At 70.7% G+C, this 26,212-nt stretch carries 28 protein-coding genes and 1 pseudogene; 7 read left to right on the forward strand and 22 right to left on the reverse strand.

What is annotated here, in order from left to right:
* Positions 1-126 precede the first annotated feature (126 nt).
* The 15 genes from rpsN to Q9S36_RS32300 all read right to left on the reverse strand — a co-directional run bounded on the left by rpsN (position 127) and on the right by Q9S36_RS32300 (position 12,934).
* On the reverse strand, positions 127-432 hold the full coding sequence (gene rpsN, locus Q9S36_RS32230) for a 30S ribosomal protein S14 (protein ID WP_251454687.1): 306 nt from the start codon (positions 430-432) through the stop codon (positions 127-129).
* Positions 433-435: 3 nt separating this feature from the next.
* Positions 436-606, reverse strand: a complete 171-nt coding sequence (rpmG, locus tag Q9S36_RS32235; protein ID WP_005051772.1) for a 50S ribosomal protein L33 — start codon at positions 604-606, stop codon at positions 436-438.
* A complete protein-coding gene (rpmB, locus tag Q9S36_RS32240; RefSeq protein ID WP_251454689.1) occupies positions 606-842 on the reverse strand; it encodes a 50S ribosomal protein L28 in 237 nt (78 codons plus the stop codon). The genes rpmG and rpmB overlap by 1 nt, the downstream gene beginning before the upstream one ends.
* 158 nt (positions 843-1,000) lie before the next feature.
* Positions 1,001-1,708, reverse strand: a complete 708-nt coding sequence (locus tag Q9S36_RS32245; protein WP_311288906.1) for a DNA-3-methyladenine glycosylase — start codon at positions 1,706-1,708, stop codon at positions 1,001-1,003.
* A 54-nt stretch (positions 1,709-1,762) separates the two neighbouring features.
* Positions 1,763-3,172 (reverse strand): hypothetical protein, encoded by a 1,410-nt coding sequence (locus tag Q9S36_RS32250; RefSeq protein ID WP_311288907.1) that lies wholly within the window; start codon positions 3,170-3,172, stop codon positions 1,763-1,765.
* Complete coding sequence (locus Q9S36_RS32255; RefSeq protein ID WP_311288908.1) at positions 3,162-3,887, reverse strand: TIGR03943 family putative permease subunit; 726 nt, start codon at positions 3,885-3,887, stop codon at positions 3,162-3,164. Before Q9S36_RS32255 ends, Q9S36_RS32250 begins: the two co-directional genes overlap by 11 nt.
* Positions 3,888-3,936: 49 nt before the next feature.
* Entirely contained in the window at positions 3,937-4,965 is a 1,029-nt protein-coding gene (locus Q9S36_RS32260) for a permease (protein WP_251454694.1), read from the reverse strand.
* On the reverse strand, positions 4,952-5,377 hold the full coding sequence (locus Q9S36_RS32265; protein WP_311288909.1) for a transcriptional repressor: 426 nt from the start codon (positions 5,375-5,377) through the stop codon (positions 4,952-4,954). Before Q9S36_RS32265 ends, Q9S36_RS32260 begins: the two co-directional genes overlap by 14 nt.
* Positions 5,378-5,430: 53 nt before the next feature.
* Positions 5,431-6,300: a metal ABC transporter permease gene (locus tag Q9S36_RS32270; protein ID WP_311288910.1), complete on the reverse strand. Its 870-nt coding sequence runs from the start codon at positions 6,298-6,300 to the stop codon at positions 5,431-5,433.
* Entirely contained in the window at positions 6,297-7,106 is an 810-nt protein-coding gene (locus Q9S36_RS32275) for a metal ABC transporter ATP-binding protein (RefSeq protein ID WP_311288911.1), read from the reverse strand. Before Q9S36_RS32275 ends, Q9S36_RS32270 begins: the two co-directional genes overlap by 4 nt.
* Complete coding sequence (locus tag Q9S36_RS32280; protein ID WP_311288912.1) at positions 7,103-8,119, reverse strand: metal ABC transporter solute-binding protein, Zn/Mn family; 1,017 nt, start codon at positions 8,117-8,119, stop codon at positions 7,103-7,105. The genes Q9S36_RS32275 and Q9S36_RS32280 overlap by 4 nt, the downstream gene beginning before the upstream one ends.
* A gap of 50 nt (positions 8,120-8,169) precedes the next feature.
* The gene (locus Q9S36_RS32285; RefSeq protein WP_311288913.1) at positions 8,170-9,582 is read right to left on the reverse strand and encodes a dihydrolipoamide acetyltransferase family protein; all 1,413 of its coding nucleotides are present in this window, start codon (positions 9,580-9,582) and stop codon (positions 8,170-8,172) included.
* Positions 9,583-9,638: 56 nt separating this feature from the next.
* Entirely contained in the window at positions 9,639-10,604 is a 966-nt protein-coding gene (locus Q9S36_RS32290; protein WP_311288956.1) for an alpha-ketoacid dehydrogenase subunit beta, read from the reverse strand.
* A 14-nt stretch (positions 10,605-10,618) separates the two neighbouring features.
* Positions 10,619-11,788, reverse strand: a complete 1,170-nt coding sequence (locus Q9S36_RS32295) for a thiamine pyrophosphate-dependent enzyme (RefSeq protein ID WP_396653889.1) — start codon at positions 11,786-11,788, stop codon at positions 10,619-10,621.
* A gap of 9 nt (positions 11,789-11,797) precedes the next feature.
* Positions 11,798-12,934 carry a histidinol-phosphate transaminase gene (locus tag Q9S36_RS32300; protein WP_311288914.1) on the reverse strand — a complete coding sequence of 379 codons (1,137 nt, stop codon included), beginning with the start codon at positions 12,932-12,934 and terminating at the stop codon, positions 11,798-11,800.
* 109 nt (positions 12,935-13,043) lie between these two features.
* Here Q9S36_RS32300 and Q9S36_RS32305 point away from each other — a divergent pair, with 109 nt between their 5' ends.
* Positions 13,044-13,436: a phage holin family protein gene (locus tag Q9S36_RS32305; protein WP_251454728.1), complete on the forward strand. Its 393-nt coding sequence runs from the start codon at positions 13,044-13,046 to the stop codon at positions 13,434-13,436.
* A 1-nt stretch (position 13,437) separates the two neighbouring features.
* Here the strand turns inward: Q9S36_RS32305 and Q9S36_RS32310 are convergent, their stop codons facing one another.
* The 3 genes from Q9S36_RS32310 to Q9S36_RS32320 form a co-directional block, all read right to left on the reverse strand.
* On the reverse strand, positions 13,438-14,763 hold the full coding sequence (locus Q9S36_RS32310) for an alpha/beta hydrolase (protein ID WP_311288915.1): 1,326 nt from the start codon (positions 14,761-14,763) through the stop codon (positions 13,438-13,440).
* The gene (locus Q9S36_RS32315) at positions 14,760-15,056 is read right to left on the reverse strand and encodes a hypothetical protein (RefSeq protein ID WP_311288916.1); all 297 of its coding nucleotides are present in this window, start codon (positions 15,054-15,056) and stop codon (positions 14,760-14,762) included. The genes Q9S36_RS32310 and Q9S36_RS32315 overlap by 4 nt, the downstream gene beginning before the upstream one ends.
* Positions 15,057-15,169: 113 nt before the next feature.
* Positions 15,170-18,412 carry an ExeM/NucH family extracellular endonuclease gene (locus Q9S36_RS32320; RefSeq protein WP_311288917.1) on the reverse strand — a complete coding sequence of 1,081 codons (3,243 nt, stop codon included), beginning with the start codon at positions 18,410-18,412 and terminating at the stop codon, positions 15,170-15,172.
* A gap of 186 nt (positions 18,413-18,598) precedes the next feature.
* On the opposite strand from Q9S36_RS32320, the gene Q9S36_RS32325 reads away from it, so the two are divergent.
* The 3 genes from Q9S36_RS32325 to Q9S36_RS32335 all read left to right on the forward strand — a co-directional run bounded on the left by Q9S36_RS32325 (position 18,599) and on the right by Q9S36_RS32335 (position 21,489).
* Complete coding sequence (locus tag Q9S36_RS32325) at positions 18,599-19,105, forward strand: low molecular weight protein-tyrosine-phosphatase (RefSeq protein WP_311288918.1); 507 nt, start codon at positions 18,599-18,601, stop codon at positions 19,103-19,105.
* A gap of 46 nt (positions 19,106-19,151) precedes the next feature.
* Positions 19,152-20,534, forward strand: coding sequence for an adenylosuccinate lyase (gene purB, locus Q9S36_RS32330; RefSeq protein WP_311288919.1), 1,383 nt, complete (start codon positions 19,152-19,154; stop codon positions 20,532-20,534).
* Positions 20,535-20,691: 157 nt separating this feature from the next.
* Positions 20,692-21,489, forward strand: coding sequence for a hypothetical protein (locus tag Q9S36_RS32335; RefSeq protein ID WP_311288920.1), 798 nt, complete (start codon positions 20,692-20,694; stop codon positions 21,487-21,489).
* 24 nt (positions 21,490-21,513) lie between these two features.
* Here the strand turns inward: Q9S36_RS32335 and Q9S36_RS32340 are convergent, their stop codons facing one another.
* A complete protein-coding gene (locus tag Q9S36_RS32340) occupies positions 21,514-21,840 on the reverse strand; it encodes an amino acid transporter (RefSeq protein ID WP_311288921.1) in 327 nt (108 codons plus the stop codon).
* Positions 21,837-22,586, reverse strand: a complete 750-nt coding sequence (locus Q9S36_RS32345) for an acyl-CoA synthetase (protein WP_311288922.1) — start codon at positions 22,584-22,586, stop codon at positions 21,837-21,839. The genes Q9S36_RS32340 and Q9S36_RS32345 overlap by 4 nt, the downstream gene beginning before the upstream one ends.
* 208 nt (positions 22,587-22,794) lie before the next feature.
* Between Q9S36_RS32345 and Q9S36_RS32350 the strand changes: the two genes are divergently transcribed.
* Positions 22,795-23,391 carry a DUF305 domain-containing protein gene (locus Q9S36_RS32350; RefSeq protein WP_311288923.1) on the forward strand — a complete coding sequence of 199 codons (597 nt, stop codon included), beginning with the start codon at positions 22,795-22,797 and terminating at the stop codon, positions 23,389-23,391.
* Between the two features lie 164 nt (positions 23,392-23,555).
* Here the strand turns inward: Q9S36_RS32350 and Q9S36_RS32355 are convergent, their stop codons facing one another.
* The gene (locus Q9S36_RS32355) at positions 23,556-24,353 is read right to left on the reverse strand and encodes an alpha/beta fold hydrolase (protein ID WP_311288924.1); all 798 of its coding nucleotides are present in this window, start codon (positions 24,351-24,353) and stop codon (positions 23,556-23,558) included.
* Positions 24,354-24,422: 69 nt separating this feature from the next.
* On the opposite strand from Q9S36_RS32355, the pseudogene Q9S36_RS32360 reads away from it, so the two are divergent.
* Positions 24,423-25,348: pseudogene (locus tag Q9S36_RS32360) on the forward strand (NADP-dependent oxidoreductase).
* Positions 25,349-25,508: 160 nt separating this feature from the next.
* Here the strand turns inward: Q9S36_RS32360 and Q9S36_RS32370 are convergent.
* On the reverse strand, positions 25,509-25,922 hold the full coding sequence (locus Q9S36_RS32370; protein WP_311288925.1) for a SelT/SelW/SelH family protein: 414 nt from the start codon (positions 25,920-25,922) through the stop codon (positions 25,509-25,511).
* A 3-nt stretch (positions 25,923-25,925) separates the two neighbouring features.
* Between Q9S36_RS32370 and Q9S36_RS32375 the strand changes: the two genes are divergently transcribed.
* Positions 25,926-26,186, forward strand: a complete 261-nt coding sequence (locus Q9S36_RS32375; protein ID WP_311288926.1) for a hypothetical protein — start codon at positions 25,926-25,928, stop codon at positions 26,184-26,186.
* Positions 26,187-26,212: the final 26 nt, after the last annotated feature.

Here is a 26,212-nt window from a genome sequence, read left to right on the forward strand (position 1 = left end):
CTCACCCGTCGCGGGGGCGTGGACCCGGTGGTTGACAATGCGAAAGGCCCGGAGTTCCGAGGAACTCCGGGCCTTCAAGCGAAACGTGCTGGCTTACCAGCTCGCCCGTGCCGTATGCGTGCTGGCTTACCAGCTCGACTTGGTCACGCCGGGCAGCTCGCCGCGGTGCGCCATGTCACGGAAGCGGACACGCGAGATGCCGAACTTCGTGAGGACACCGCGGGGGCGGCCGTCGATGACGTCGCGCGAGCGCAGGCGAACCGGCGACGCGTTCTTGGGAAGCTTCTGCAGACCGAGGCGAGCGGCTTCGCGCTCCTCGTCGGTCGACGTCGGCGAAACGAGCGCCTTCTTCAGCTCTGCGCGCTTGGCGGCGTAGCGGTCGACGACCTCCTGGCGCTGCTGGTTGCGCGCGATCTTGCTCTTCTTGGCCATGGATCAGCGCTCCTCTCGGAATTCGACGTGCTTGCGGATGACCGGGTCGTACTTCTTCAGCACGATGCGGTCGGGGTTGTTGCGGCGGTTCTTGCGCGTCACGTAGGTGTACCCCGTGCCGGCGGTCGAACGCAGCTTGATGATCGGACGGACGTCCTGAGCCTTCTTGGCCATCAGAGCTTCACACCCTTCGCGATCAGGTCCTTCACGACCGACTCGATGCCGCGGACGTCAATGACCTTGATGCCCTTGGCCGACACGTTCAGCGTGATCTTGCGACCGAGCGAAGGAACGAAGTAGGTCTTCTTCTGCACGTTCGGGTCGAAGCGACGCTTCGTCCGGCGGTGCGAGTGCGAGATGTTGTGACCGAAGCCGGGAACTGCTCCAGTCACCTGGCACACTGCTGCCATAGTGATTTCTCCCTAGTACCGTGGAGCCGGACGGCCCCACCCAAGATCCCTTGTCTGCATCTCGTCGCACACGTCACCCACGCCCGGAACACCGGTCGTGGAGCGAACGAAGAGAGACGAAACGCGAACTGCGTGCTGGAGTGCGCGCAGACAAAGAGTCAGTCTAGCACGGGAGCTGCCCCGCCCCCTGCGCCGCCTGCCCCCGACGGCCCTGCGCCCCGCCCCCAGCGGAACACCGACACGGTCGGCTCGTCCGGGATCCAGAACCGCCACGGGAACGTCTCGCCGCCGGCCACACCGGCGACCCCGACCCGAGGTCCTGTCGCGACGCGCTCCAGCGGCTCCCGCCGAAGGTGAAGGCGCGCGACGGCGCCTGCGCGCTCCTCCCCGGTGACGGCGTCGATGCCGTCGTGGATCGGATGCCGCAGGCCGACCGCGTCGCCGAGGCGACCTGGACCCCGGGCGAGGTCGATCGGACGCCGCGCCGCCGGGCGACGCCGGAAGGCGGCATCCCGGCCCTCGACGATCTCGCCCCCGCGCAGCAGCACACCGCCGGCCACCCCGTCGGGCCCGCATACGACGTTCACGCACGAATGGATGCCGTGACTCAGGTACACGTAGAGATGGCCCGGCTCGCCCCACATCGTGGCGTTGCGGGCTGTGGGTCCCATCCGCGCGTGCGACCCGGGGTCGGGCACCTCGCCGGTGCCGCGCCCGTGATATGCCTCGACCTCGGTGAGCCGCACGGTGACGTGCTCGCCGTCGACGACGGTCGACAGGTGCGCGCCCAGCAGTCGTGGTGCGACCTCGAGCGGAAGCGCGCTCAGCTGCTCCCGCGTCGCGGGCACAAGAGGCGGCGCAGACATGGCGAGCAGTCTAGAACTCCGCGGCGATAGTCTTCGCCGCCGATCGGGTCCCGCCTACTGGGGCGGGGTCTGGCACCACGAGATCGAAGAGCCGGCGAGGGCGACGACCTCATCGCCCGTCGTGAGGTCGAGCACGCGGGTCTCGAGCCGCTCGGGCAGCGGCAGCAGGTACGTGTCGTAGCGGTTGTCCACGACATCCGGGGCGACGAGGACGCTCAGATACCGCGCGCTGGGCGAGACGCACGTCTGCAGCACCGCTTCGGTGGATGCCGCCTGGTACACAACCTCGGAAGCACCGTCGGGGGCCACCACCGCGATCGCGGTCTCGCCGGTCGGGACGTCGTCCTCGAGCACGGCGGCGGAGCGGATGGTCCCGCCGTCCGGCAGCGGCGTGAGGGAGTCGAGGGGACCGAGGGACGGCTCGGCGTCGACGACGGGTTCCTCACCGGCATCCGTGAGATCGATCGCCACGAGACTCTCGAGCCGCTCGACGACCGCGACCGACGAGCCGCGCGCGATGCCCTGGATCGACAGCGCGTTCCCCAGCGACGTCGCGTTCTCACCCTCGGACCCGGTGAGCAGCAGCGATCCGTCGAACGACAGCAGCAGGATGCTGTCGGTGTCGGGCACGAACCGCCACTCCGCCACACGCGGGTCGGCGCCCGACGGAGCCACGGCCCGCGGCTCGAGCGCGTCGTCCGCGAGCGAGACCGTGAACAGCTCGCTCTCGCGTCCGCCGTCGGCACCGAGATCGGCGTCCGAGAACACGAAGCCGACGAGCTCGCCGCGGTCGGCCGATTGCAGCGCCGAGACGAAGCCGTCGCCCGGGAGCTCCACATCGCGAGCGTTCCCGCCGTCCAGATCGGTGACGATCAGTGCCGCCCGGTCGTCGTCGGTGCGCACCGACACGATCAGATGACCCGCCGTCGTGCGGAAGTCCTCGATGTGCGGATGCCGGAACACCGGCACCCCGTTCTCACCGCCGAGATCGGTCGAGAACACGACGTCCTCATCCGCGCCCCGCTGGAGCAGGTGCGTCTGCGTGGCCGGCGTGCGGAACGTGTGCTCGAGCGACGCGTCCGGACCCCCGCCCACCCCGGTGACACCGTCGATGCGCACCGTGTACTCGGTCTCGTCCCACAGCGGAAGGGTGAAGCGGATGCCGACGCTGCGACCCGAGGTGTCGACGGCGAACGGCGTCGCGGGCTCGACCGTGACCTGCGCAGGGTCGACCTCGGCGAGCGACTGCGACGTCGTGAAGATGAGACGCGAACCGGATGCCGCGACCGCCGCCTCGGCATCGACCTGCACGCTCGAGACCCGCGGCCCCTGGATCACCGTGATCACCGCGCCGATGAGGCTGAGCACCGCGAGCACACCGACCACGAGGCCGAAGCTCGCGGCGAAGGCGCGTCCGCGGCGGCTCCGTGTCTGAGCGCGCCGGGTCGAGCCGTCAGTACTCATACGGGTCCTCGGGCTCGTCGATCACCGCAAGCTCCGTCGCGTCGATCGTGAGCCGGCCGTCGGAGGTCGACCGGACGGTTCCGGTCACCGTGACCCATTGACCGGTCGAGGGCACGTCGTCGGCGCTCACCGGCACGCTCGCCGACTGGGCGTCGATGACGCAGTGGGTGATCACCAGGCGGCTGAGGTCGAAGTCGCCGTCCTCACCGGGCGTGACGAAGCCGGTGAGCTCGACCGTCTCGCCGTCGAACGCCTCGGGATTCGTCGAGGTGGCGAACACCGCCGACCACTCCCCGACCCCGAACGACGCCGTGTCGCCGGTGGAGGCCAGTGTGACGGCATCCGATCCGGCGAACAGCGGCGGTGCGCCGACGTCGCGTGAGATCGCGAGCTCGGCCGACAGCGATGCCGGCGGCAGCAGCAGGGTCAGCAGCACGACACCCGACGCGAGGGCGCCGCCGGTGACCGTGGCGACGGTGCCGAGCTTCGTCGTCGGGTACGTGTGTCCGTGGGCCTCGCCCGGCGAGTCGTCATGCGAGGCGGGCGTGCCGTGGTCGTGCCCGTGGTCTTCTTCGGCGCCGAGCGGCAGCGCGAACGACGCGACCGCGCCGACGACGACGAGGACCGACATCGAGATGGCGAACCAGGTCGAGTCCGGGTTGATGTAGAGACCGAGACGACCGGTGAGCGCGAGCGAGATCGTGACGACCGCCATGACTGTCGACAGCCCCACTCCGAGCCAGCGGGTGGCGAGCGCGTGACGCCTAGACAACGAGGTTCACCCCCGTCCCGATCGCGAATGCGGCGAGGACGACCACGACGACGATGCCCGCAAGCGTGCGCGTCGTGAAGGTCGTCCGCAGCAGCGCGAGCATCTTCACGTCGACGAGCGGCCCGACCAGCAGGAACGCCACGATCGAGCCCGGCGTGAAGGTCGATGCGAACGACAGCGCGAAGAACGAGTCGACGTTCGAGCAGATCGACACCACCATCGCCAGCGCGATCATCGCCACGATCGACAGGGCGGGGTTCGAGCCGATCGCCAGGAGCGCCTCGCGCGGCACGAGCACCTGGACCGCACCTGCGATCGCCGAGCCGATGACGAGGGCCGGCATGACCGCGCGCAGCTCGACGACGAACTGGGCGAGGGTGCGCCGCCAGCGGCTGCCCGGCTCGTGGGTGACGAGTGCGCACGTGTCACGGAAGCGGTCGGTGAGCAGGGCGTCGGGCGAGGGATGCCGGCTGTACAGCCACCCGATGAGGTTGGCGATCAGGTACCCGCCGATGAGGCGCACCACCAGGATGCCGTCGTCGAAGCCGAACGCCTGGTGGGTGGTGATGATGACGATGGGGTTGACGATGGGCGCCGCGATGAGGAACGACAGGGTCTCGGAGACGGTGAACCCGCGCATCAGGAGGCCGCGGGCGAACGGCACGTTGCCGCACTCGCAGACCGGGATGAACATGCCCAGAAGCGAGAGGACCGCGCGGCGCGCCCACGCCCGGCGCGGCATCCATCTCTCGATGACGCCCGGAGGAACCCACACCTGCACGACGATCGACAGCACCACGCCGAGCGCCACGAAGGGCAGCGACTCGATGAGCACGCTGATGGCGAGGGTGAGGCCGTCCTGCGTGCGGGTCGACAGGGGCGCTGGAAACAGTGCCGGAGCGAACGCGTCGAGCACGAACAGCACGGCGATGACCGCCGCACCGATGCCCAGTGCGGCGAACGCGCGCGCCGTCGGAGTCGGATCCAGGCGCGCGGTGCGGGGCGGGTCAGTCCGCGTCACGCTTCTCGGCCGCGTCGGTCACGGGTGCCTGGGAGCACGCGGCGCACAGCCCGAAGATGTCGACGATGTGCTCGGCGTCGCGGAAGCCGTGGGTCGCGGCGGTGCGCTGCGCCCACTCTTCGACGTCGGTCGCGGCGATCTCGACGGTGAGCCCGCAGGAGCGGCAGATCAGATGGTGATGGTGGCCGGTGCTGGTGCACGCGCGGTAGAGCGATTCGCCCTCGGGGCTCTGCAGAGAGTCGGCGTCGCCCTGTGCGGCGAGTCCGGCGAGTGCGCGGTAGACGGTGGCGAGTCCGATGCCGGTGTTCTCGTCGCGCAGTGTCGCGTGCAGAGCCTGGGCGCTGACGAACCCGGGCGCGCCGGCGAGCGCTTCGCGCACGCGTTCGCGCTGCCAGGTGTTGCGCTGAGCCATGGCGGGGAGTCTACCGGCGCGTCCTGATCAGGTTCCTGGGAGCGAGGTGGTGCTCACGCGTTCTCGGAGGCGCGCGCGTACCGGCCGCGACGCGAGCCCACCGCGCGGCAGACGAGGTAGATCGCGAACGAGATCGTCGTGATGTACGGGCTGACCGGGAGCGTGCCGGCGATCGCGAGCAGGATGCCCCCCACCGCCGAAACGAAGCCGAACAGGGCGGACAGCACGGGAACCGACACCGGGCCCGACGCGACGCGCATCGCCGCTGCGGCGGGCGTGACGAGCAGGGCCATCACCAGAAGCGCGCCGATGATGTGGACGGCGACGGCGACGATGAGCCCCAGCAGCAGCATGAACGTCAGCGAGACCGCGGTCGTGGGGACGCCGCGGGCGGCCGCGGCCTGGGGGTCGAGCGAGTCGAAGCGCAGGGGCCGCCACACGAGCACCAGCCCGAGCAGAACGACAGCGCCGATGCCGATCAGCCAGCCGAGCTGTCCGCTCTGCACCGAGACGATCTGCCCGGTGAGCAGGCTGAAGCGGTTGGCGCTGCGGCCGTCGTAGAGCGACAGGAAGAGGATGCCGAGGCCCAGACCGAAGGGCATGAGCACGCCGATGATCGAATTGCGCTCGCGGGCCCTCGCCCCGAACCAGCCGATGAGGGCGGCAGCGACGAGGGATCCGACGATGGAGCCGGTGACGACATCGAAGCCGATCAGCAGCGCGGCCGCGGCGCCGGCGAACGACAGCTCGCTGATGCCGTGCACCGCGAAGGCCATGTCCCGCTGGATGACGAACACGCCGATCAGTCCGCCGACGAGGCCGAGGACCGCGCCCGCCCACACCGAATTCGACACGAGCGCGAGGATCTCGCCGTAGACGGGGAGGCCCCCGAACATGGCGTCGCCGATCTCGTCCCAGTTCACAGGTGTCCCTCGTGGTGATGGTGGGAGGCCTCGGCGTCGGGGGCGCCCACGACGACCAGGCGGTCGCCGGCGCGCAGCACGAAGACCGGAGCGCCGTACAGGTCGGTGAGCACCTGCGAGGTGAGGACGTCCTTGGGCTTGCCGAGGGTGAACCGTCCGCCGGCGAGGTAGAGGATGCGGTCGACCTTGCCGAGGACGGGGTTGATGTCGTGGGTGACGAGCAGGACGGCCGCTCCGGTGTTCTTGCGATGGCGGTCGATGAGGTTCACGACGGCGCGCTGGTTGGCGAGGTCGAGGCTCGTGAGCGGTTCGTCGCACAGCAGCAGACGCGGGTCGTCGGCCAGGGCCTGCCCCACGCGGAGGCGCTGCTGCTCGCCGCCGGACAGCAGGCCGACCGGCCGATCGGCGAAGTCCTGCGCGCCGACCGCGGCGATGAGCTCATCGACCCGGCGGGCGTCGCCTCGACGCGGGAGCGGCGGTCCGAAGCGGTGGCCGTCGACGCCCAGGCGCACGAGATCGCGACCGCGCAGAGCGGTCTCGCGCGGCAGCGGACGCTGCTGGGGGATGTAGCCGATCCGGCGATTGCCCTTGCGGTGCACGGGCTCGCCGAGGGCGGTGATGGTTCCCGTGCTCAGCTGCTCGAGGCCGAGGATGGCGCGCAGCAGGGTCGTCTTGCCGGAGCCGCTGGGCCCCAGAACGGCGATGAGCTCGCCGGGCTCGACGGTCAGGTCGAGCCCGCTCCAGAGTTCGCGGTCCTCGCGGTGGAGTCCCGCCCCGCGGATCTCGAGGGGAGCGGCGTCCGTCACGCCTCGAGCGCTTCGCCGAGCGCTGCGATGTTCTCCTGCATCCACGAGATGTAAGTCTGGCCCTCGGGAAGGGTCTCTGCGAACTCGACGACCGGGATGGATGCGGTTTCGGCTTCGTCGAGCACCTGCGTGGTCTCGGCGCCACCGGTCTGCGCGTTGGCGATCACCACGTCCACTTCGCCGTCGCGCAGCAGGGTGAGCGCCTCGAGCAGCGTCGCGGGGGGAACGTCCTGCCCCTCCTCGACGGCCTCGCTGAACGCATCCGGCGTGACGATGTCGAGACCGGCCGCTGCGGCGAGGTACACCGACACGGGCTCGGTCACGAAGACCTGGGCGCCGCCGACGGAGGACTCGAGCTGGGCGAGCTCGGACTCGAGTCCCTCGATCTCAGCGAGGAGTGCGTCGGCGTTGGCGCTGAACGTCTCGGCGTCGTCGGGGCTCAGCTCTGCGAGCTCGGCCGCGATCTCCTCGACGACATAGCCCATGGTGTGGGGGTCGTACCAGACATGCTCATTGAAGCCCTCGACGTGGCCGTGGTCCGCGTGCGCTTCCTCAGCGTGCTCTTCCTCGGCGTGCTCGTCCTCGGCGTGCTCGTCCTCGGCGTGCTCGTCCTCGTGGCCGGCGTTCTCGGGCCACGAGTGCGAGAACTCCACCGCCGTGATGACATGGGCGTCGCTGCCGCTGGACTCCAGGAGGGCGTCGATGAAGGCGTCGTACCCGCCGCCGTTCTCGATGACGAGCTGCGCGTCGGCGACGGTCAGCTGGTCGCGGGCGCTGGGCTCGAACGAGTGCGGGTCCTGCGAGGCGGAGTCGACGATCGAGGTGACCTCGACCAGGTCGCCCCCGACCTCCTCGGCGAGCTGGCCGTACACGTTCGTCGACGCCACGACCGCGATCGCACCGTCTGCGGCGTCCCCGCTCGCGGGGCCCGTGCCGGAGGCGCATCCGGCGAGAGCGAGGGAGGCGGCGGCGGTCAAGCCGAGGATCGTCGAGACGCGATGACGTGCGGGCATGCGCCCAGAATAGCGGTATTGATAATCGTTCTCAAACCAAAGGGGGTGGTTCAGTCGAGCAGCAGCGCGGGCTCCTCGAGGATCGACGCGACGTCGGCGATGAAGCGCGACATGCCGTCACCGTCGATGACGCGGTGGTCGAACGATCCCGCGACCGTCGTCACCCAGCGCGGGCGCACCTCGCCGTCGACCACCCACGGCTTCTGACGGATGGTGCCGAGTGCGACGATGCCCGACTCTCCGGGGTTGATGATCGGGGTTCCGGCGTCCATGCCGAACACGCCGATGTTGGTGATGGTGATCGTGCCGTTCTGCTGATCGGCCGGCGAGGTCTTGCCCTCGCGCGCGGTCAGGGTGAGGCGCTCGAGCGCGCGAGCGAGGTCGCGCATCGACAGGTCCTGGGCGTCCTTGATGTTCGGGACGAGAAGGCCGCGCGGGGTCGCCGCCGCGATCCCGAGGTTGACGTAACGGCGCACGCGGATCTCGGCGCCGGCCTCGCTCTCGACCCACGCGGCGTTCACCATCGGGGTGCGCCGCGCCGCCCAGATGACCGCGCGGGCCATGATGAGCAGCGGCGAGACCTTGACGTCTGCGAAGTCGGGCGACGCCTTCAGCCGCTTGACGAGCTCCATCGTGCGCGTGGCGTCGACGTCGGTCCACACCGACACGTGCGGGGCGGTGTAGGCGGACTGCACCATCGCGGACGACGTGGCCTTGCGCACGCCCTTGACCGCGATCGTCTCCTCACGGTCGGAGTCGGCGGACGCCGGCGGACCCGACGAGACGGATGCCGCGGCGGACGGCTGTGGGGCGGCGGGCGCCGCGGGGGCGCCTCCCCGCGACGACGGCGCCCCGACCGGGATGGACTCCTCGCGGACGTCCCCCCACTCGGGTGTCTGGATGTTGCGGAACACGCTGGCCTGCGAGGCGTGGCCGAGGACGTCCGCGCGCAGCACCTCTCCTGCGGGGCCGGTGGGCGACACCGCGGCCAGGTCGACGCCGAGGTCGCGCGCGAGCTTGCGGATGGGGGGCTTCGCGATCACCCCGACCGAGGATGCGACGCGCTCGGTGGCGCTCGGAGCCGGCTTGCGGCGGCGGGACTGGACGTGTCCGCCGGTCCCGTAGCCGACCAGCACCGCCCCGTCGCCCTCGGGCGTGGCGGGCTCGGCGGGTTCACCATGCTCGCTCTGACCGATCGTCGCGGGCTGGGCCGCGGCATCCGGTGCCGATTCGATCGTGATGATCGGTGCGCCGACGTTCACCGTCTGACCTTCGGCCGCCACCAGCTCGCCCACCGTGCCGGCGAAGGGAGACGGCAGCTCGACGAGCGACTTGGCCGTCTCGATCTCGACGAGCACGTCGTTGACGGCCACCGTGTCGCCGGGCGCGACCCGCCACGACACGATCTCGGCCTCGGTGAGGCCCTCGCCGACATCGGGGAGGACGAAGGTCTGCGTGCTCATGAAGATCTCCTCTGCGGGATCGCTCTGCGGGATCGGTGGCGCATCCGGTGACGGGTTCAGTAGGCGAGCGCTCGATCGACGGCTTCGAGGACCCGGTCGGCGTCCGGCAGGTAGGTGCCCTCGAGCTTCGCGGGCGGGAACGGGGTGTCGAAGCCCGATACGCGCAGCACCGGCGCCTCGAGCGCGTAGAACGCCTGCTCCATGACCGTGGCCGAGATCTCGCTGCCCAGCGAGGTGAATCCGGGCGCCTCCTGCGCGTAGACCATGCGGCCGGTGCGCCGGACGGAGTCGAGGATCGGGCCGTAGTCGACCGGCGAGAGCGACCGCAGGTCGATGACCTCGCACGACGTGCCCTCGCCCTCGGCGACGGCGGCCGCCTGCAGCAGCGTGTGCACCATCGCGCCGTGGCCGACGAGGGTCACGTCGGTGCCGCGGCGCACGACGCGACTGGCGTGCAGCGCCAGCGCCGGCGCGGCGGTGTCGACCTCGCCCTTGAACCAGTACTTGCTCTTGGGCTCGAGGAAGATCACCGGGTCGGGCGAGGCGATGGCGTGCTGGATCATCCAGTACCCGTCGTTCGGAGTGGACGGGCTCACCACCCGCAGGCCCGGGGTGTGCGTGAAGTACGCCTCGGGGCTCTCCTGGTGATGCTCGACCGCCCCGATGTGACCGCCGTAGGGGATGCGGATGACGACAGGCATCTGCAGGGCGCCCTCGTGCCGGTACGTGATCTTGGCCAGCTGCGACGTGATCTGGTCGAAAGCGGGGAAGACGAACCCGTCGAACTGGATCTCGACGACCGGCCGGAAGCCGGTCATGGCCAGCCCGATCGCGGTGCCGACGATGCCGGACTCTGCAAGGGGCGTGTCGAGGACGCGTCGCTCGCCGAACTCCGCCTGCAGCCCCTCGGTGACGCGGAACACGCCACCCAGGCGCCCGATGTCCTCGCCCATGAGCAGGACGCGGTCGCTGTCGGCGAGGGCGGCACGCAGGCCCGCGTTGATCGCACGGCTCAGCGGCATCGTCGTGACGTCGCTCACGAGGCGCTCCCCTCGTCGAAGGACGCCTCGTACGAGGCGAGCCACGCCCGCTGCTCGTCGACGCGCGGGTGCGGCTCGGAGTAGACGTTCTCGAAGATCACGTCGCGGTCGAGTCCGCCGAGTTCGGTCGTGCGCACGCGCACATCGTCCGCCACGGCGTCGGCATCGGCATCCACCCCTGCGAAGAACGCATCGCTCGCGCCGCGCCCCCGCAGGTACGCCGCCATGCGCGCGATCGGGTCGCGGCCGGCCCAGCTCTCCTCTTCGTCCGAGGTGCGGTACTTCGTCGGGTCGTCGCTGGTCGTGTGCGCCCCCATGCGGTAGGTCATGGCCTCGATCGCGCGGGGGCCGGCACCACCGCGGGCCTCGTCGAGCGCCACGCGGGTGACGGCGTAGCTGGCGAGCACGTCGTTTCCGTCGAGGGGGATGCTGGGCATGCCGTAGCCGTCGCCGCGCCGGTACAGCGGCGAGCGCGACTGCGTGGCGACGGGCACCGAGATCGCCCACTGGTTGTTCTGCAGGAAGAACACCTCGGGGGTGTTGTAGCTGGCGGCGAAGACCATCGCCTCGTGGACGTCTCCCTGGCTGGACGCCCCGTCGCCGTAGTACACGATGACGGCTTCGTCCCGCTCGGGATCGCCGGTGCCGCAGCGTCCGTCGAACACCAGCCCCATGCCGAATCCGGTCGCATGGAGGGTCTGCGCGCCGAGGACCAGCGTGTACGGGTGCGTGTTGCCGTTCTTCGGGTCGAACGGGTTCCAGCCGCCGTGAGTGAGGCCGCGCATGAGCCGGATGATGTCGATGCCGTCGACACCCCGGATGCGCGTCACGACGTGCTCGCGGTAAGAGGGGAAGAGGTGGTCCTGCGTGCGCGCGGCCCGGGCGGAGCCGACCTGCGCGGCCTCCTGCCCGAGGCTCGGCGGCCACAGGGCCAGCTGCCCCTGCCGCTGGAGGTTCGTGGCCTGGCGGTCGAAGGCGCGGATGATCACCATGTCGCGGTACAGGCCCTCGAGCTCGGCGTCGGCGAGCCCGTCGATGACCGACAGGTAGGGCTCGGCGGCGGCGGACGGGGCGAACGAGCCGTCCGCGGCGAGCACGCGCACGAGGCGCGGGTCGTCCGAGGGTGCCGCTGCGTCGGCGGGGGCCGAGATCTCAGGCGGGGTCACCGTTCCACGCTAGCCCCTCGCCCGATGGGCCTCTGGGAGGTCGCTCACAACGGATGCCGCGATTCGTAGGACCTTGTCGACAGCCTCCTCCTCACCGACCGAGATCCGGATGCCGTCACCGGCGAACGCGCGCACGATCAGGCCCGCCTCGTCGAACGCCTGCGCGACCTCCACGGTGTCGCCGGCCGTGGGGAGCCACACGAAATTCCCCTGCGCCTCGGGCACGGCCCACCCGATGTCGCGGAGGCCCGCCGCCAGGCGATCGCGTCGCTCCGCGACGACGGCCACGCGCCCCAGCAGCTCGGACTCCGCGTCCAGGCTCGCCAAAGCCGCCGTCTCGGCCTGCCCGGTCACCGACAGCGGGATGCTCGTGCTGCGGGCGGCATCCAGCACACGGGGGTGCCCGACCGCGTAGCCGACCCGCAGACCTGCGAGCCCGAACGCCTTGGAGAAGGTGCGCAGCACCACGACGTTCGCGCGCGGGGGCCCGCCCGGCTCGCGAAGGCCGTTCACCGCGGTGGCGTCGGTCACGAACTCGGCGTAGGCCTCGTCGAGGATCACGAGCACGTCGCCCGGGACGCGCTCGACGAACGCGTCGAACTCCGCCTGCGTGACGATGGGACCGGTGGGGTTGTTCGGGGTGCAGACGATGATCGCGCGGGTGCGATCGGTGACCGCGTCGGCCATGGCGTCGAGGTCGTGACGCGCCCCCTCGGCCAGAGGCACCATCACCGGCTTCGCCCCGGCCAGCACGGCCAGCCATGGGTACGCCTCGAACGAGCGCCACGCGAAGATCACCTCGTCGCCCGGAGAACAGGTCGCCTGTACGAGCTGGGCGAGGATCGAGACGCTTCCTGCTCCGACGTGCACGCCCTCGTCCGTCACCCCGAACCGCTCGGCCAGGCGCGCCCGCAGGCGACCGGCGGTGGCGTCGGGGTAGCGATTGAACGCGGATGCCGCGGCGACGGCCTCGACGACACCGGGCAGCGGTTCGAACGGGTTCTCGTTGCTCGAGAGCTTGAACGCCTCGGCGCCGGCCTGACGGCCCTGTTTGTAGGGCGGGAGCGCGGCGATCTCGGGACGGACCCGCACGGGGATGCCGGATGCCGGACGGTCAGGGGGCACGGGGCCGGGTTGCGCGGTCACGAGCCGAGTCTACGAGCCCGGTCCCGACCCCCGCTGGCCGAAGATCTCACAACGCGGCCCCTCCGCGCGGCTGATTGCGCGGCGGCCGGGGCGCTGGGAAACTGCCCACATGGGACTCCTTCTCCGCATCGTCGTGAACGCGTTCGCGATCTGGATCGTCACCCTCATCGATCCGCTCCAGGTCTCGGTCATCCCCTTCGAGCCCGGCGACACCCTGCAGCTGGTGCTCACCCTGCTGCTGGTCGCCCTCATCTTCGCGCTGGTGAACACCCTCATCGGCACGGTGATCAAAGTGCTCGCCTTTCCGCTGTACATCCTCACGCTGGGGCTGATCGGCCTCATCATCAACGCCTTCCTGCTGTGGCTCACCGGGTGGATCACAGAGTTCTGGAGCTTCGGGCTGCGGGTTGAGGACTTCTGGTGGGGAGTCGTGGCCGCCCTCATCATCACGCTCATCAACTGGGTCTTCGGCCTGTTCCTACGTCCCAAGAAGCAGGACTGACCTACCCCCGCGTCGCGGCGTACTCCACCGCGTCGACGTCGACGGCCCGCCCGAGTTCGTCGAACACGTCGTGCACCGCGCCGACGCGCGGGTCCGCGGACGAATCGACGAGCTCGGCGGTCTCGGCGTAGCTCGCGAGACTGTGCGCCGGCACACGCAGATCGGCCGCGTCGGCCGAGGGGTGGAACTCCCGCTCGGCGATCAGGCTGCCCGGACCGCCCACACCACCCATGTGCCCGCCCCCCGCGAGGGCGCTCACCGGGTCGTCCGTGTGACGGATCGAGACGTTCAGCGTCGATGCCGACACATCGGCTTCGACAGGTGACCCGTACGACACCAGCGTGCGCACGTCGTAATCGCCCTCGAGCGCGAGATGCGACGTGATCATCGCGCCCTGCGAGTGCCCGAACGCGTGAACGGCGTCGCCGGGGCGGGCACCCGCCGCCTCGAGCGCCTCGACGGTCGCCTGGTACGACGCCGACCGCTCGCCGCGATACAGCTGCACGTTCGACTTCGCGTCCCACGGGTCCGCGCCGCCGAGCGTCGGCGACCGTGTGCCGGCGACGTACACCGCGTACTGCCGGGAGCCGTCGGCCATCGTGTACCGCTCCACCCGGACCCGCGCATCGCCGCCCTGAGGCATCCGTTCGGCCGCCGAGCGAAGGCCGGTCGGAGACGTCGCCGCGACGGCGGGCGCGGCGACGAGGGCGACCGGTGGCGGCGGACCGGTGAGTCGCGCGTCGCGCGAGATGCGGCCCCAGCCGCCGATGCCGACCGTCGCCGCCGTGCCGAGCACGAATCCGCCCACGCCCACCCCGCCGATGACGCCTCCGGCCATCCCGAAGACGCTCCCGACGTCTTGGCCGAATTCAGTGGACTGCCGCACCAGGTGGGCCGGCCACATGACCGCGCGGCCGGCCTCGAATCCGCGCGCGGCCTCCATCGCGTCGGGGTCGGCGGCCATGATCTGCGCACGCCGCGCGTCGATACGCTCCATCGCGGCCGCGTCTCCGGCGAAGAAGGCCGCCTGGTGCCGGGCGTTCAGCTCGACCAGCTCGTAGATCGCCGCCGCCGCCCGGAGCCGTTCGGCCAGCCGTGCCGCGGTGTCGCTCACTTCGCGGATGCGGAGGCCGAGCGCCGACGATGCCGCCGCCGCCGCCCAGGCGAGCCCGCGGTGTTCCAGAAGCAGCAGCTGCACGGGTCCGAGCTGAGCGCACACCGCGTCGAGCTCGCTCGCCGTCGCGTCGAATCGAGCTGCGGTGCGGCGGAGGGTCTCGGTGTCGACGGCGATCGCCCCGCCCCCGCGCAGTTCGATCCCCTCTGTCACGGGCAGCTCCAGGCGAGGAGTCCGGCGTGGTCGCGCGCCCGTCGCGCCTCGTGACGGGCCGTGTCGCCGACGCCGGTGAGCGCCACCGCGTCGTTCGCCCACACGTCGGCCTGCGCGTGGAACTCGCGGGCCGCACGCGCCTGCCAGTCCGTGTCGGCGGCGAGCGACCACGTTCCCGACACGGCGTCGAGCAGGCGGTCGAGCACCTTCTCGAGCTCGCCGAGCGCGATCTGCAGGTCGACATGAGCGGATGCCGCCGCCGACGCGGTGGACGAGCAATACGCGAGGGTCATGCACCCATCGTGTGCGCCGCGGCGGGGTGGAAAGGCCCCGGGCCGCGAACCTGTGTCGAGACAGGTCCGCGGCCCGGGTTGGGGAGGAGCCGATGCCTCCCGCACTCAGTCGGTCACTGCGGAGCGAGGAGCCCCGGCGGTGCGACCTGGACCGTGACCGTGGTGGTCGCGGTGTTGCCCGCGGCGTCCGTCGCGGTGTACTCGAAGGTGTACACCGCCTTGTTCGCCGCGACGACCTCGAAGGTCGTGTCGTCGATCTGCTCCACCGCGGCCTTCCGCGACCCCGACACCGAGGTGTCGGTCAGGGCGACGGTGACCTCGCCGCTGTCGTCCGCCGCGTCGATGTCGATCGTGACACGTCGCTCCTTGTTGTTCGGCGGGAAGATCACGCCGGGCGAAGCCGTGGCGGTGATCGTCGGATCCGTCGTGTCGGGAGCGGTCAGCTCGAGGCCCACCAGAACCGGGTCGTGGTCGCTCGATCGGTACGGATCGGGCGCGAACAGCGCGTCCTGGGCGTCCTGCTTGAACGACATGTCGTAGTCGATGAGGCTCGGCTCGTCGGCGTTGATGCGCCACACGGCCGCGCCGGTCACGTCCTCGATCAGGTCGGTGCCCGCCAGCGCGTAGTCGAGGTAGCCGAGCTGCCCGTCGAACACGTAGGAGTAGGCGTTCTCGCCCTCGTACTCGTAGATGAGGTCGGTGTACCCGGCGTCGACGAGCACGTCGATCGGGTCTTCCTTGTCGTACGAGTTGAGGTCGCCGATGATCAGCTCACGACCCGCGCCCTGACCGGTGGGGTCTCCGGCCAGCCAGTCCACCATCGCGGCGGCGGCGTCGGTGCGGACGCCGGCGCAGTTGGCCTGGCCGTCGCCGGTGTCGGGGTCGCCGACATCGGAGCACGATGATCCCTTGGACTTGAGGTGGTTGACCACGACGGTCACCGTCTCGCCCGACTCGACCTCGGCGAACGTCTGTGCGAGAGCGGGCCGGTTCTTGTCGTCGAGCCAGCGCTCGTCGACGGCCTCGGTGAGCAGGGCGAAGTCCCCGACCGGTTCCATCGTCGCGGTCTTGTAGACCAGCGCTGTGGTGATCGCGTCCGTTCCGACGAGGCCGGTGTCGACGTACCCGTAGACCTCCTCGCCGATGGCGTCGTTGAGGGCCTCGGTGAGGGTGGCGACGGCGGTGCCGTTGTTCTCGATCTCGATGAGCCCGAACACGTCGGCGTCGATCTCGCGCATCGCGGCGACGATCTTCGCCTCCTGACGCTCGAACTCCTCGGCCGTGTCGGCACCGCGGGCGTCGGAGTCCTCCGACGTCAGCGTCGTGAAGTAGTTGAGCACGTTGAAGCTCGCCACCGTCACGTCCCCGCCGACGTCGGGCACCTCGGGTCGCGGGTTCTCGACGGCGAAGTCGGCGCCCTGCGTGGGCTGGATCGCCCACGTGTCGAACCGGTAGTCGAGGATGCCGGTGACGTCGGTGACGGTGTCGCCGCCGCGGAACGAGTTCTCGAGGGTGAACTCCTCGCCGTTCGGGTGGATCGCCGGGTCGGGGTTCTGCGCGCTGCGGCCGTCGTCGATCGTGATGCGCTCGAGCAGGTTCTGCTCGGTGAGCTCGTCCGCCTCGGGCGAGCCGGGCTCGAAGACGGCGGTCGGGGTCATCTGCCGGTCGAGGCCGACATCGATCGTGCCGTAGCGGCCGAACTCGAAGTACTCGAGGATCGACAGCGTCTGGGGCAGCGTCACCCGCATGCCCTCGAGCGGCTCGTAGTCCTCGGGCGCGACGGGCAGCACCAGCTCTGTGGCCGCAGGCAGCTCCGCTCCAACGGCGCAGATCGCGACATCATCCGCGACGATCTCGGTGAGGCCGTCGAACTCGGTGACCTCGCCGATGACGTGCACGGCGTCGCCCGGGGCGACCTCGTCGCCGCCGGGAGCGTAGACGAAGATCGCGTCCGACGTCGCCGGGTCGCCGTCTCCGGCATCCTGCACGAAGTAGCCGCTGAAGCCGCCGGCCTGGAAGTCGCCGGTCACGACGCCCTCGATGCGGACGGTGGTGTCGACGACGGGCGACGTGTCACCGGGGCCCTGCACCGAGCCGATCGTCACGACGGTCGCCTCGCAGTCCGCGACGCCCGTGCCCGGGTCGGTCGAGACCTCGGTGGTGTTCGCGGCGCCGGGGGTGTTGACGGCCTCGCCGTCGACGAGGGTGCCGGTGAAACCGGGGATGCCGGCCAGGTCGAAGTCGTTGCGCACCCAGTCCGACGTCGTGTCGGTGTCGGTGCCGTCGGGGATGCGGCTGGCGCCACCCGGTGCGAAGGGCCGGCCGTCGTAGGCCACGCCGAGAGTGGTGCCGCCATAGGTGAGGTCGCCCGCGCCGCCGTCGTTCACGGCGATGGCGTCGACGACGGTGAAGCCGAAGCCTTCGTCGATGGTGCCGTCGTCGTTGGCGTCGAGGTCGGTGCCCACTGTCGGAAGGTCGCCGGTGACCAGCAGCAGGCTGATGGTGCCGTTCTCGAGCGTGTTCGCCGCGAGGTCCGCCGTCGCGCGACCGTCGGCGTCGGCGGCGCCGAACGTCGTGATGGAGTCGAGGGTGCCTATCGGCGAGGACGCGTCGCCTTCGAGCTGCAGCACCGCGTAGCCGGTGAGGTCGGCGCCTCCCGTGGCGAGGAGTTCGATGAACTCCACGTCGGTGCCGGCGGTCGAGGCCGAGAACTCGTTGATGACGACGGTCGGGTCGGTCGGGACGATGTCGCCGCACTGGGCCGCGTGGGCGCCGAGGCGGTCGAACGTGTCGGTCGCGAAGCCCTGCCACTGCGCGGCCGGGTCGAACGCGTCGCTGCCGTCGGGGTCGCCGACGCAGATGTCGGCGTTGCGACGAAGGGTGTTGTCGGCGGTGGAGGTCAGACCGCTTCCCCACTCGGTGCCGGGGTCGACGCCGATCTGGCCGATCACGTCGACGAACGCTCCGCCCTTCACGAGGGCCACCGCGTCATCGCCGTTGAACAGGCCGGAGCCCGTCGTCTGGTCGGCCTGGTCGCGGATCGCGGCGACCGCCGACGAGTGCGCCACCACGTACACGTCGCCGGGGGCGAGGGTGCCGGCGAGGTTCAGGGTGAGGCCCGCCGATGCGCTTCCGTTGGAGTACTGCCTGATCGCGTACTCCCCCGCCGCAAGGTCGATGGGCGCCGCGGTGGGGTTGTAGATCTCGATCGCCTTGTTGTTCGACGATCCTTCGATGTACTCGCTGATGAACGGTTCGACGGGCTCGGCCGCGGCAGCGGCGGGCGCGACGAGAGCCGTCACGGCGAGGGCGGCAGCTGTCGCGAGGACAGCGGCCTTTCGGGCAGGACGGTGCACGGATCCTCCTCGTGGGAACGGAGGCCGACCGACCCCCATCGGCCACGCTAGGCGAGGGCCGCGACGCGCCAGAAGAGCGCCAACATGAGAGTCTCGTGAACTTTTTCCCGCCCCGGAGTGTCCCGGCCATGATTCGACGACGGAAACCCCTGTAAACCCGGCCCGGGTGTGCACACAATGGTCCTCATGACCCTGAGCACCGTCGCACCTTTCCGCGTCGTGTTCGTCTGCACCGGCAACATCTGCCGCTCCCCCATGGCGGACGTCGTCTTCCGTGAGGTCGCGGATGCCGCGGGACTGAGTGCGCGGGTGGCGTCCACCAGCGCCGGCACGGGCGACTGGCATGTGGGCGAGCGCGCCGACGAGCGAACCCTCGACGCCCTGGTGCGGCGCGGCTACGACGGTGCGCACCACCGCGCCCGCCAGTTCACTCAGCAGGACTTCGCGCGCAACGACCTCGTGGTGGCCCTCGACCGCAGTCACGAACGGATCCTCCGCGGCTGGGCCCACGACGAATCGGATGCCGACAAGATCGCGCTCCTGCTCTCGTTCGATCCGGGCGCGGTCACCCTCGACGTCCCAGACCCCTACTACGCGGGGCCCGGGATGTTCGACGAGGTGCTCGCTATGATCGAGAGCGCGAGCCGGGCGCTCTTCCGGCAGCTCGAACCCGCGATCCGACCGGCGATGTGATGCCGGCGGCATCCTCGCGCGCACCGCGCCTCATGACGGGAGCACCGTGACCTCTCTCCCCCCGCAGCCCCTCAGCCCGCTCGACGGCCGCTACCGCGCGGCGGTCTCGCCGCTGGCCGACCACCTCTCGGAGGCGGGTCTCAACCGCGCCCGCGTCGAGGTCGAGGTCGAGTGGCTGATCGCCCTCACCGATCGGTACCTCTTCGACACGGCCCCGCTGTCGGAGTCGCAGAAGGACCAGCTTCGCGTGCTGTACCTCGACTTCGGTCAGGTCGAGATCGATTGGCTCGCCGCCAAGGAGGCGGTCACCCGCCACGATGTGAAGGCCGTCGAGTACCTCGTGCGCGACCGTCTGACGCAGATGGGGCTGGACGGCATCGCCGAGCTCACGCACTTCGCGTGCACGAGCGAGGACATCAACTCCACCGCCTACGCCCTGACCGTCAAGCGCGCGGTGCACGACGTGTGGCTGCCCAAGCTCCGCGAGGTCATCGCGACGCTCAAGAAGCTCGCCGAGAAGCACCGCGACGCACCCATGCTGTCGCGCACCCACGGGCAGCCGGCCACCCCGACGACGATGGGCAAAGAGCTCGCCGTCTTCGCCTGGCGGCTGCAGCGCGTCGCGGCGCAGGTTGCGGCATCCGATCACCTGGCCAAGTTCTCGGGGGCGACCGGCACCTGGTCGGCGCACCTCGCAGCCGACCCGACGGTGGACTGGCCGCTCGTCTCACGCGAGTTCATCGAGTCGCTGGGGCTGGGGTTCAATCCGCTGACCACGCAGATCGAGTCGCACGACTGGCAGGTCGAGCTCTACGACCGCATCCGTCACGCGGGCGGCATCCTCCACAACCTCGCCACCGACATCTGGACGTACATCTCGCTCGGGTTCTTCTCGCAGATCCCGGTCGCCGGGGCCACCGGGTCGTCGACGATGCCCCACAAGATCAACCCGATCCGGTTCGAGAACGCCGAGGCCAACCTCGAGATCGCCGGCGGGCTGCTCGCGACCCTGTCGCAGACTCTCGTGACCTCGCGTCTGCAGCGCGACCTGACCGACTCGACGACGCAGCGCAACATCGGCGTGGCGCTCGGGCACTCGCTGCTGGCCCTGGACAACCTCACGCGCGGCCTCGGGGAGATCTCCCTCGCCCAGCACGTGCTCGACGCCGATCTCGACGCCAACTGGGAAGTTCTGGCCGAGGCCATCCAGACCGTGGTGCGCGCCGAGATCACCGCCGGCCGGTCGGCCATCACCGACCCGTACGCGCTGCTGAAGGACCTCACCCGCGGCCGCCGGGTCGCAGGGCCCGAGTTGGCCGAGTTCGTGCAGGGTCTCGACATCGGCGACGACGCGAAGCGGCGCCTGCTCGCACTGACCCCCGCGGGGTACGTCGGCGTAGCCGGGTCGCTGGTCGACACGCTGCGCTGAGACGTGCGTCGGGAGCGGGCGCTGAGACGTGCTCCCGGCGGCAGATCGGCGCGCCGAAGAGCGCGCCTGCCCGGGGGACGGGTCCACAGGGTACGCCCCCTTCGCCGTGCTGGCAACGGGGGTGAGCGGCACGACCGCGGTCCCCTAGCGTCCAGATATGACCGACAACCGCACGCCCTCCTCCGATCGTCCCGACTACAACGAGCCCGTGCGCAACGAACCCGTCCGCAACGAGCCCGTCCGTGACGGGCGCGTCCATGACGAGCACTCCCGCGACGGACGGGTCCACGACGACAACGTCCGCGATCGCGACCTGCGCGACGGACGCGCGCACGACGAGCCGGTGACCCGGGCCTACGACACCGACCGGGATGCCGCGACCGCCGCCGCTGTCCAGCACGATGTCCTGCAGCGTGAACGCGAGAAGTTCGGCGGGATGAAGTTCGGATCCGCCTTCTTCGGGTGGCTCACCGCCATGGGCGCCGCCATCCTCCTCACCGCCCTGGTCGCCGCGATCGGCGGCGCGCTGGGACTCGGCAACCCCGAGGCCGTCGACGACGCGGCCGCCGCGGCCGAGGCCAACCCCACCGCCGCCACGATCATCGGCGCCATCGCGATCGCCCTCGTGCTGTTCATCGCCTACTTCGCCGGAGGCTACGTCGCCGGTCGCATGGCGCGGTTCAGCGGGGCGAAGCAGGGTGTCGCCGTCTGGCTGTGGGCGGTCGTCATCGCGATCGTGATCGCCATCATCACCGCGCTCGGCGGCAGCCAGTGGGACATCCTCGCCAACCTCGGCGGCTTCCCCCGCATCCCGGTGAGCGCCGAGACGGCCACCACCACCGGCATCCTCACCGCCATCGGCGCGGCGATCGTGACACTCGCCGCTGCGGTCCTCGGCGGCATGGCCGGCATGCGCTACCACCGTCGCGTGGACCGCGTCGGCTTCGGCGTCTGATAGCGAGTCTCGGAACCCCCGGCGTCAGCTTTTGCGGATGCCGGGGGTTCCGGCATCCGGCTCGTCGTCCTCGTCAGGAAGAAGCACCGGCTTGTCGACGGTCTTCGCGACCTGCGCGGGATCGACCGCGAGCAGCAGAAGCGCCATGATCAGCAGGACGGCGATGAACGAGATGCCGGCCACGACGAGGGCGAGGACGAGCGCGCTCTGCGCCTCGTCAGCCGTCCGCTGCTGGAAGAAGCCCATCGACACGAGGGTGACGACGCCCGCGAACGCGGCGGCGACGAAGGCGAACCCGAGCAGCTGCACGGGCTTCATGAGGTCGCGGCGGGTGGGGCGGTCGTCGGTCACGGGGTGTCCTTCGGGTCGGCGGAGGCGCGGACGCCCTCGCTCGCGGTAGCCGTCGCGGCATCCGGGTGCGCGGCGACGGTCGGGGACGCGGCGGCCGGGTCACCCGAGTCGGCGCGCGGGGTGAAGCCGGCGATCGCGAGGTAGACCGCGACGATGGCGGCGTACCCGCCGAAGACGCCGACGGCGATGGTGATCCCGGTGAGGGTGAACGACTGGCCGGCCTCGGCGATCGTGTAGTCGAGGGCGTAGCCGGCGGGGACGAACAGCAGCGCGATGCCCAGGACGAGCGAGAGGATGCCGACCGTCACCCCGTCGCGCGACTCGGCACGCGGCGCCTGCGGCGCCTCACCGGCGGCGCTCACCCACGGAGCGACCGCACCGCGACGAGGCGCGGCGTCGGCCGGGCGGGTGCGACCGCGCAGCTCGCGCCAGCCGGCGAGCGCCTCGACGAGGCCGGAGAGCAGGGCCCACGCGATGACGACGACGAAGAAGCCGGTGTCGGTGCGGAGGGTGGGGATGCCGCTCAGCATGCCCGCGACCAGCGTGAGGAGTCCGAGCAGGAGTGCCGGCGCCCGTCGTCCGGCAGGGAAGACCAGCCACAGCGACAGCATCCAGATGAGGCCCGTCGCGACGGCGAAGCCGCCGAAGACCGCCAGGCCCACCGGCGCGGAGTGATCGGGCGAGAAGGTGATCATGACCGCCGCGATCGCCGCGAAGAGGGCTCGGCCGAACTGCACGTGTCGCACGTCGAAAGTGCGAGAAGAAGGCGTTGCGGTCACGAGCGTTCCTGCGGAAGAAGACGGGAGGCCTCCAGTCTAAGTCGTGGCCGTGAAAGGCAGGTCAGAGGGGAGCTCGTCCAGCTGGACGAGCGTGGGCGGGCTGTCAACCCCGATGCGTGCGCCGCGTTGCTCGGGGTACGGTCCAGGCTTCGCAAACGTGGACGGAGGAACCGACATGTCTCAGCCGAGCCATCACGGCGCCGAGCCGGACGAGAAGCATCGACAGCGCGGGATGTACCTGCGCTTCGCAGCCGCCATCCTGACGAGCATGGTGGTGATGTACGCCGCGATGTTCCTCGGATCGTGGGAGTGGGGTCACGTGCAGTTCAGCCAGAGTCGCGTGTTCATGGCTCTCACCATGGGCGGCACGATGGGGCTGATCATGCTCGCCTGGATGCTGGGGATGTACAAGAGCACGAAGGTCAACATCGCGATCGTGGTCATCAGCATTTTGATGATCGGCGGCGGGGTGGCCTTGGACCGCAGCCAGGCGACCGTGGATTCGACCGCCTTCATGCGGGGCATGATCCCCCACCATTCCCTTGCCATCACCCGATCCGAGCGCTCTCAGCTCGCCGATGTGCGGGTGTGCGAACTCGCTCAGGAGATCAGCGCCGCTCAGCGCCGCGAGATCGCCGAGATGGAGTGGTTGATCGCCGACATCGCCGAGAACGGCGCCGTGACCTCAGCGTCCGAGGCCGCCGAGCGAGCGGTGCCGACCTTCGAGGGCGTCGCCGACCGGACGTGCGGCGCCGAGGCGGCGGGGCCCTGAGGGCTGGCGCCGGGCCCGGCATCCCGAACACGTGATGTGGCCGAGATGACACGTCCTGCACGCATGGGACGGGTGCCCTCGGCGAGAACACGTGATCCGGGCGCCCCGCGGGGCCGAGCGGCGGGGCTTGGGCTCGGGCTCGGGCTCGGGCTTGAGCTCGAGGGTCAGCCGGCCTGGAAGAACTCCACGGCCTCGGCGCGCAAGACGCGTGACCCGGGCGTGTTGAAGTGGTGACGGTCGGGGATCTCGACGAACGTGCCGTTCGGGGTCGCGGCCGCCAGGCCCCGTGAGCGCTCGAGGATGGCGTCCTCGCTGCCGGTGGCGAAGAGGATCGGCTGCAGCGGCGGATTCTCGGGATCAGGATCGGCGTCGCCCTGCCGCATCCCCTCGCCTAGCGCGACGAGCGCCCGCAGATCGTTGCTGGCAACCCGCTCGGCCAGGGTGATGTAGTTGCGGGTGACCTGATCCTCGACCGGCGTGCCGTCGTCGGCGTAGGCGCGCGCCTGCTCGAGCTGCAGCCGCGCGAGCGGACGTCCGTCCGGGATGCCGCCGAGCACAGCCCTCGTCACGCGTCCCGGCGCATCGACGGCGAACTGCCAGCCGACGCGCGCGCCGAGCGAGTATCCGGCGTAGCGGACCGCGTCGATCAGGTACGTGTCGAGGACGATGTGAAGGTCGCCGACGAGGGCGTCCATCGAGTAGTCGCGCGGGTCGTGCGGCTTGTCGCTCGCGCCGTGCCCCCGCTGGTCGACACCCACGACGCGGAAGCCGGCGCGCGTCAGGTCGCGCACCCACCCGGTGCTCACCCAGTTGTCGCGGCAGCTCGACGAGAAGCCGTGCACGCAGAGCACCGGCTCGGCGTCGGGATCCCCCCATGTGTAGGTGGCGATGCGGTGACCCTCGGGCGACATGACGAACTGCGGATCGGGCATCTCGGTCAGCAGTGAGGGCGCGGCATCCATGGCACCATCTTGGTCCTCCATCGCGTCCGGCGAGGAATATGTCGCCGACGCGACCGGTTGGCCCGACGCATGAAGGCACTCGTCTACCGCGAGTTCGGCGGCGCCGACCGCTTCGAACTCACCGACATCGACACCCCCCACATCGGACCCGACACCATGCTCGTCAGGGTCGTGGCGGCCGGCATCAATCCGGTCGACTACAAGATCCGCGAGGGCTACCTCGAGGGGCTCATCGACACCGCGCTTCCCGCCGTCCCGGGATGGGACGTGGCGGGCATCGTCGAGAAGCCCGGCCTGGACACCCCGGAGTTCCAGGAAGGCGACGCCATCCTCGCGTACGCCCGCACCGACGTCGTGCGCGGCGGCACGCTCGCCGAGTACGTCGCGGTGCCCGTGCGCACGGCGACCCGCAAACCCGAGGCTCTGTCGTTCGAAGACGCGGCCGCGATCCCGCTCACGGGCCTGACGGCCCTCCAGAGCGTCGAGCGCTCCGGCCTCGGCGAGGGCGACACGGTGCTGATCCACGGCGCGGCCGGAGGCGTCGGGTCGTTCGCCGTCCAGCTCGCGGTCCGGGCGGGCGCGCGCGTGATCGGCACCGCATCGCCGGCGAACCACGACTACCTGCGCGAACTCGGCGCCGAGCCCGTCGCCTACGGCGACGGCCTGGTGGATGCCGCGCGCGCACTCGTGCCGGACGGATACGACGTGATCCTCGACTTCGCCGGCGGCGATTCGCTCGACTCGACCGGCGCGCTGCGGCGTGACGGCGGCCACGTCGTCTCGATCGCGGACCCGCGTGCCCGCACCGACTTCGGGGGCGACTACGTGTGGGTGCGACCGAATCCGGAGCAGCTGGCGCATCTGGCAGAGCTCGCTGCCGCGGGCGAGCTCTGGTCGAGCGCAGCGCGACGTTCACCCTCGACGACGCCGCCGATGCGTACCGTTCGCTGGAAGAAGGCCACACCCGCGGCAAGATCGTCGTCCGGGTCGACTGACGCCCTCGCGAGACCGGGGATGTGCGGCGAGACCGGGCGTGCGCGGTGAGACCGGGGGAACGCGGTGAGACGGATGCCGCTGCCCCCGGTTTCGGGCCGGATCCCCGGTTGCGGCGGCGCGAACCGGGCGTGCGCGGCGCGAACTGCGGGCGCGGGGCCGTCAGCGGGCGGCGCGGTCGGCGTGCCCGAGGACGCGGCCGGGGGCGATGCGGTCGCGCACCAGGCGCTTGAGCGCCACGATGTCGGGGAAGCCGCCGTCGTCTTTGCGCGACCAGACCCGGTCGCCGTCGGCGTGCACCTCGAAGATCCCGCCGGTGCCCGGTTCCAGCGTGACACCGCCGCCGGTGAGCTCGTCCTGGAAGGTCGACAGCAGCTCCTGCGCCACCCACGCGGCGCGCAGCAGCCAGTTGCACTGCGTGCAGTAGACGATCCGTACCTCGTGGGCCACCGGCATCCTCCCGCTCGATCCGTCCGCCCATCGTAGGCCGTACCCGCTGACGAGCGGACCGTCAAGCGCCTGCACGGCGACGCCGGCGTGGGCGAGGCTGGAGCGACCGACCAGACCGGAGGACATGCCATGAACCGCGATTCCACCATCGAACCCGAAACGCCCGGCGTCGAGCCCATGGCCGCCGAGACCGACGGCATCGACGGCAGCGAGGTCCCCGCCGTCGACACCCACGCGGGCGACATCGACCAGCCCGACACGCAGGGCGAAGACCCCATCGAGGCGGAGCTCGGCGAGGCCGGGCAGGGCGACCTCGCACCCGAGGATGACCCGGCCGCCGCGTCGAGCCTCGAGGATGACGGCCCGACCGACCTCCGCACCGAGATCTGACCCACCCGGCTCGCGCGCGACCATCG

The organism is Microbacterium sp. ARD31 (assembly GCF_031844425.1).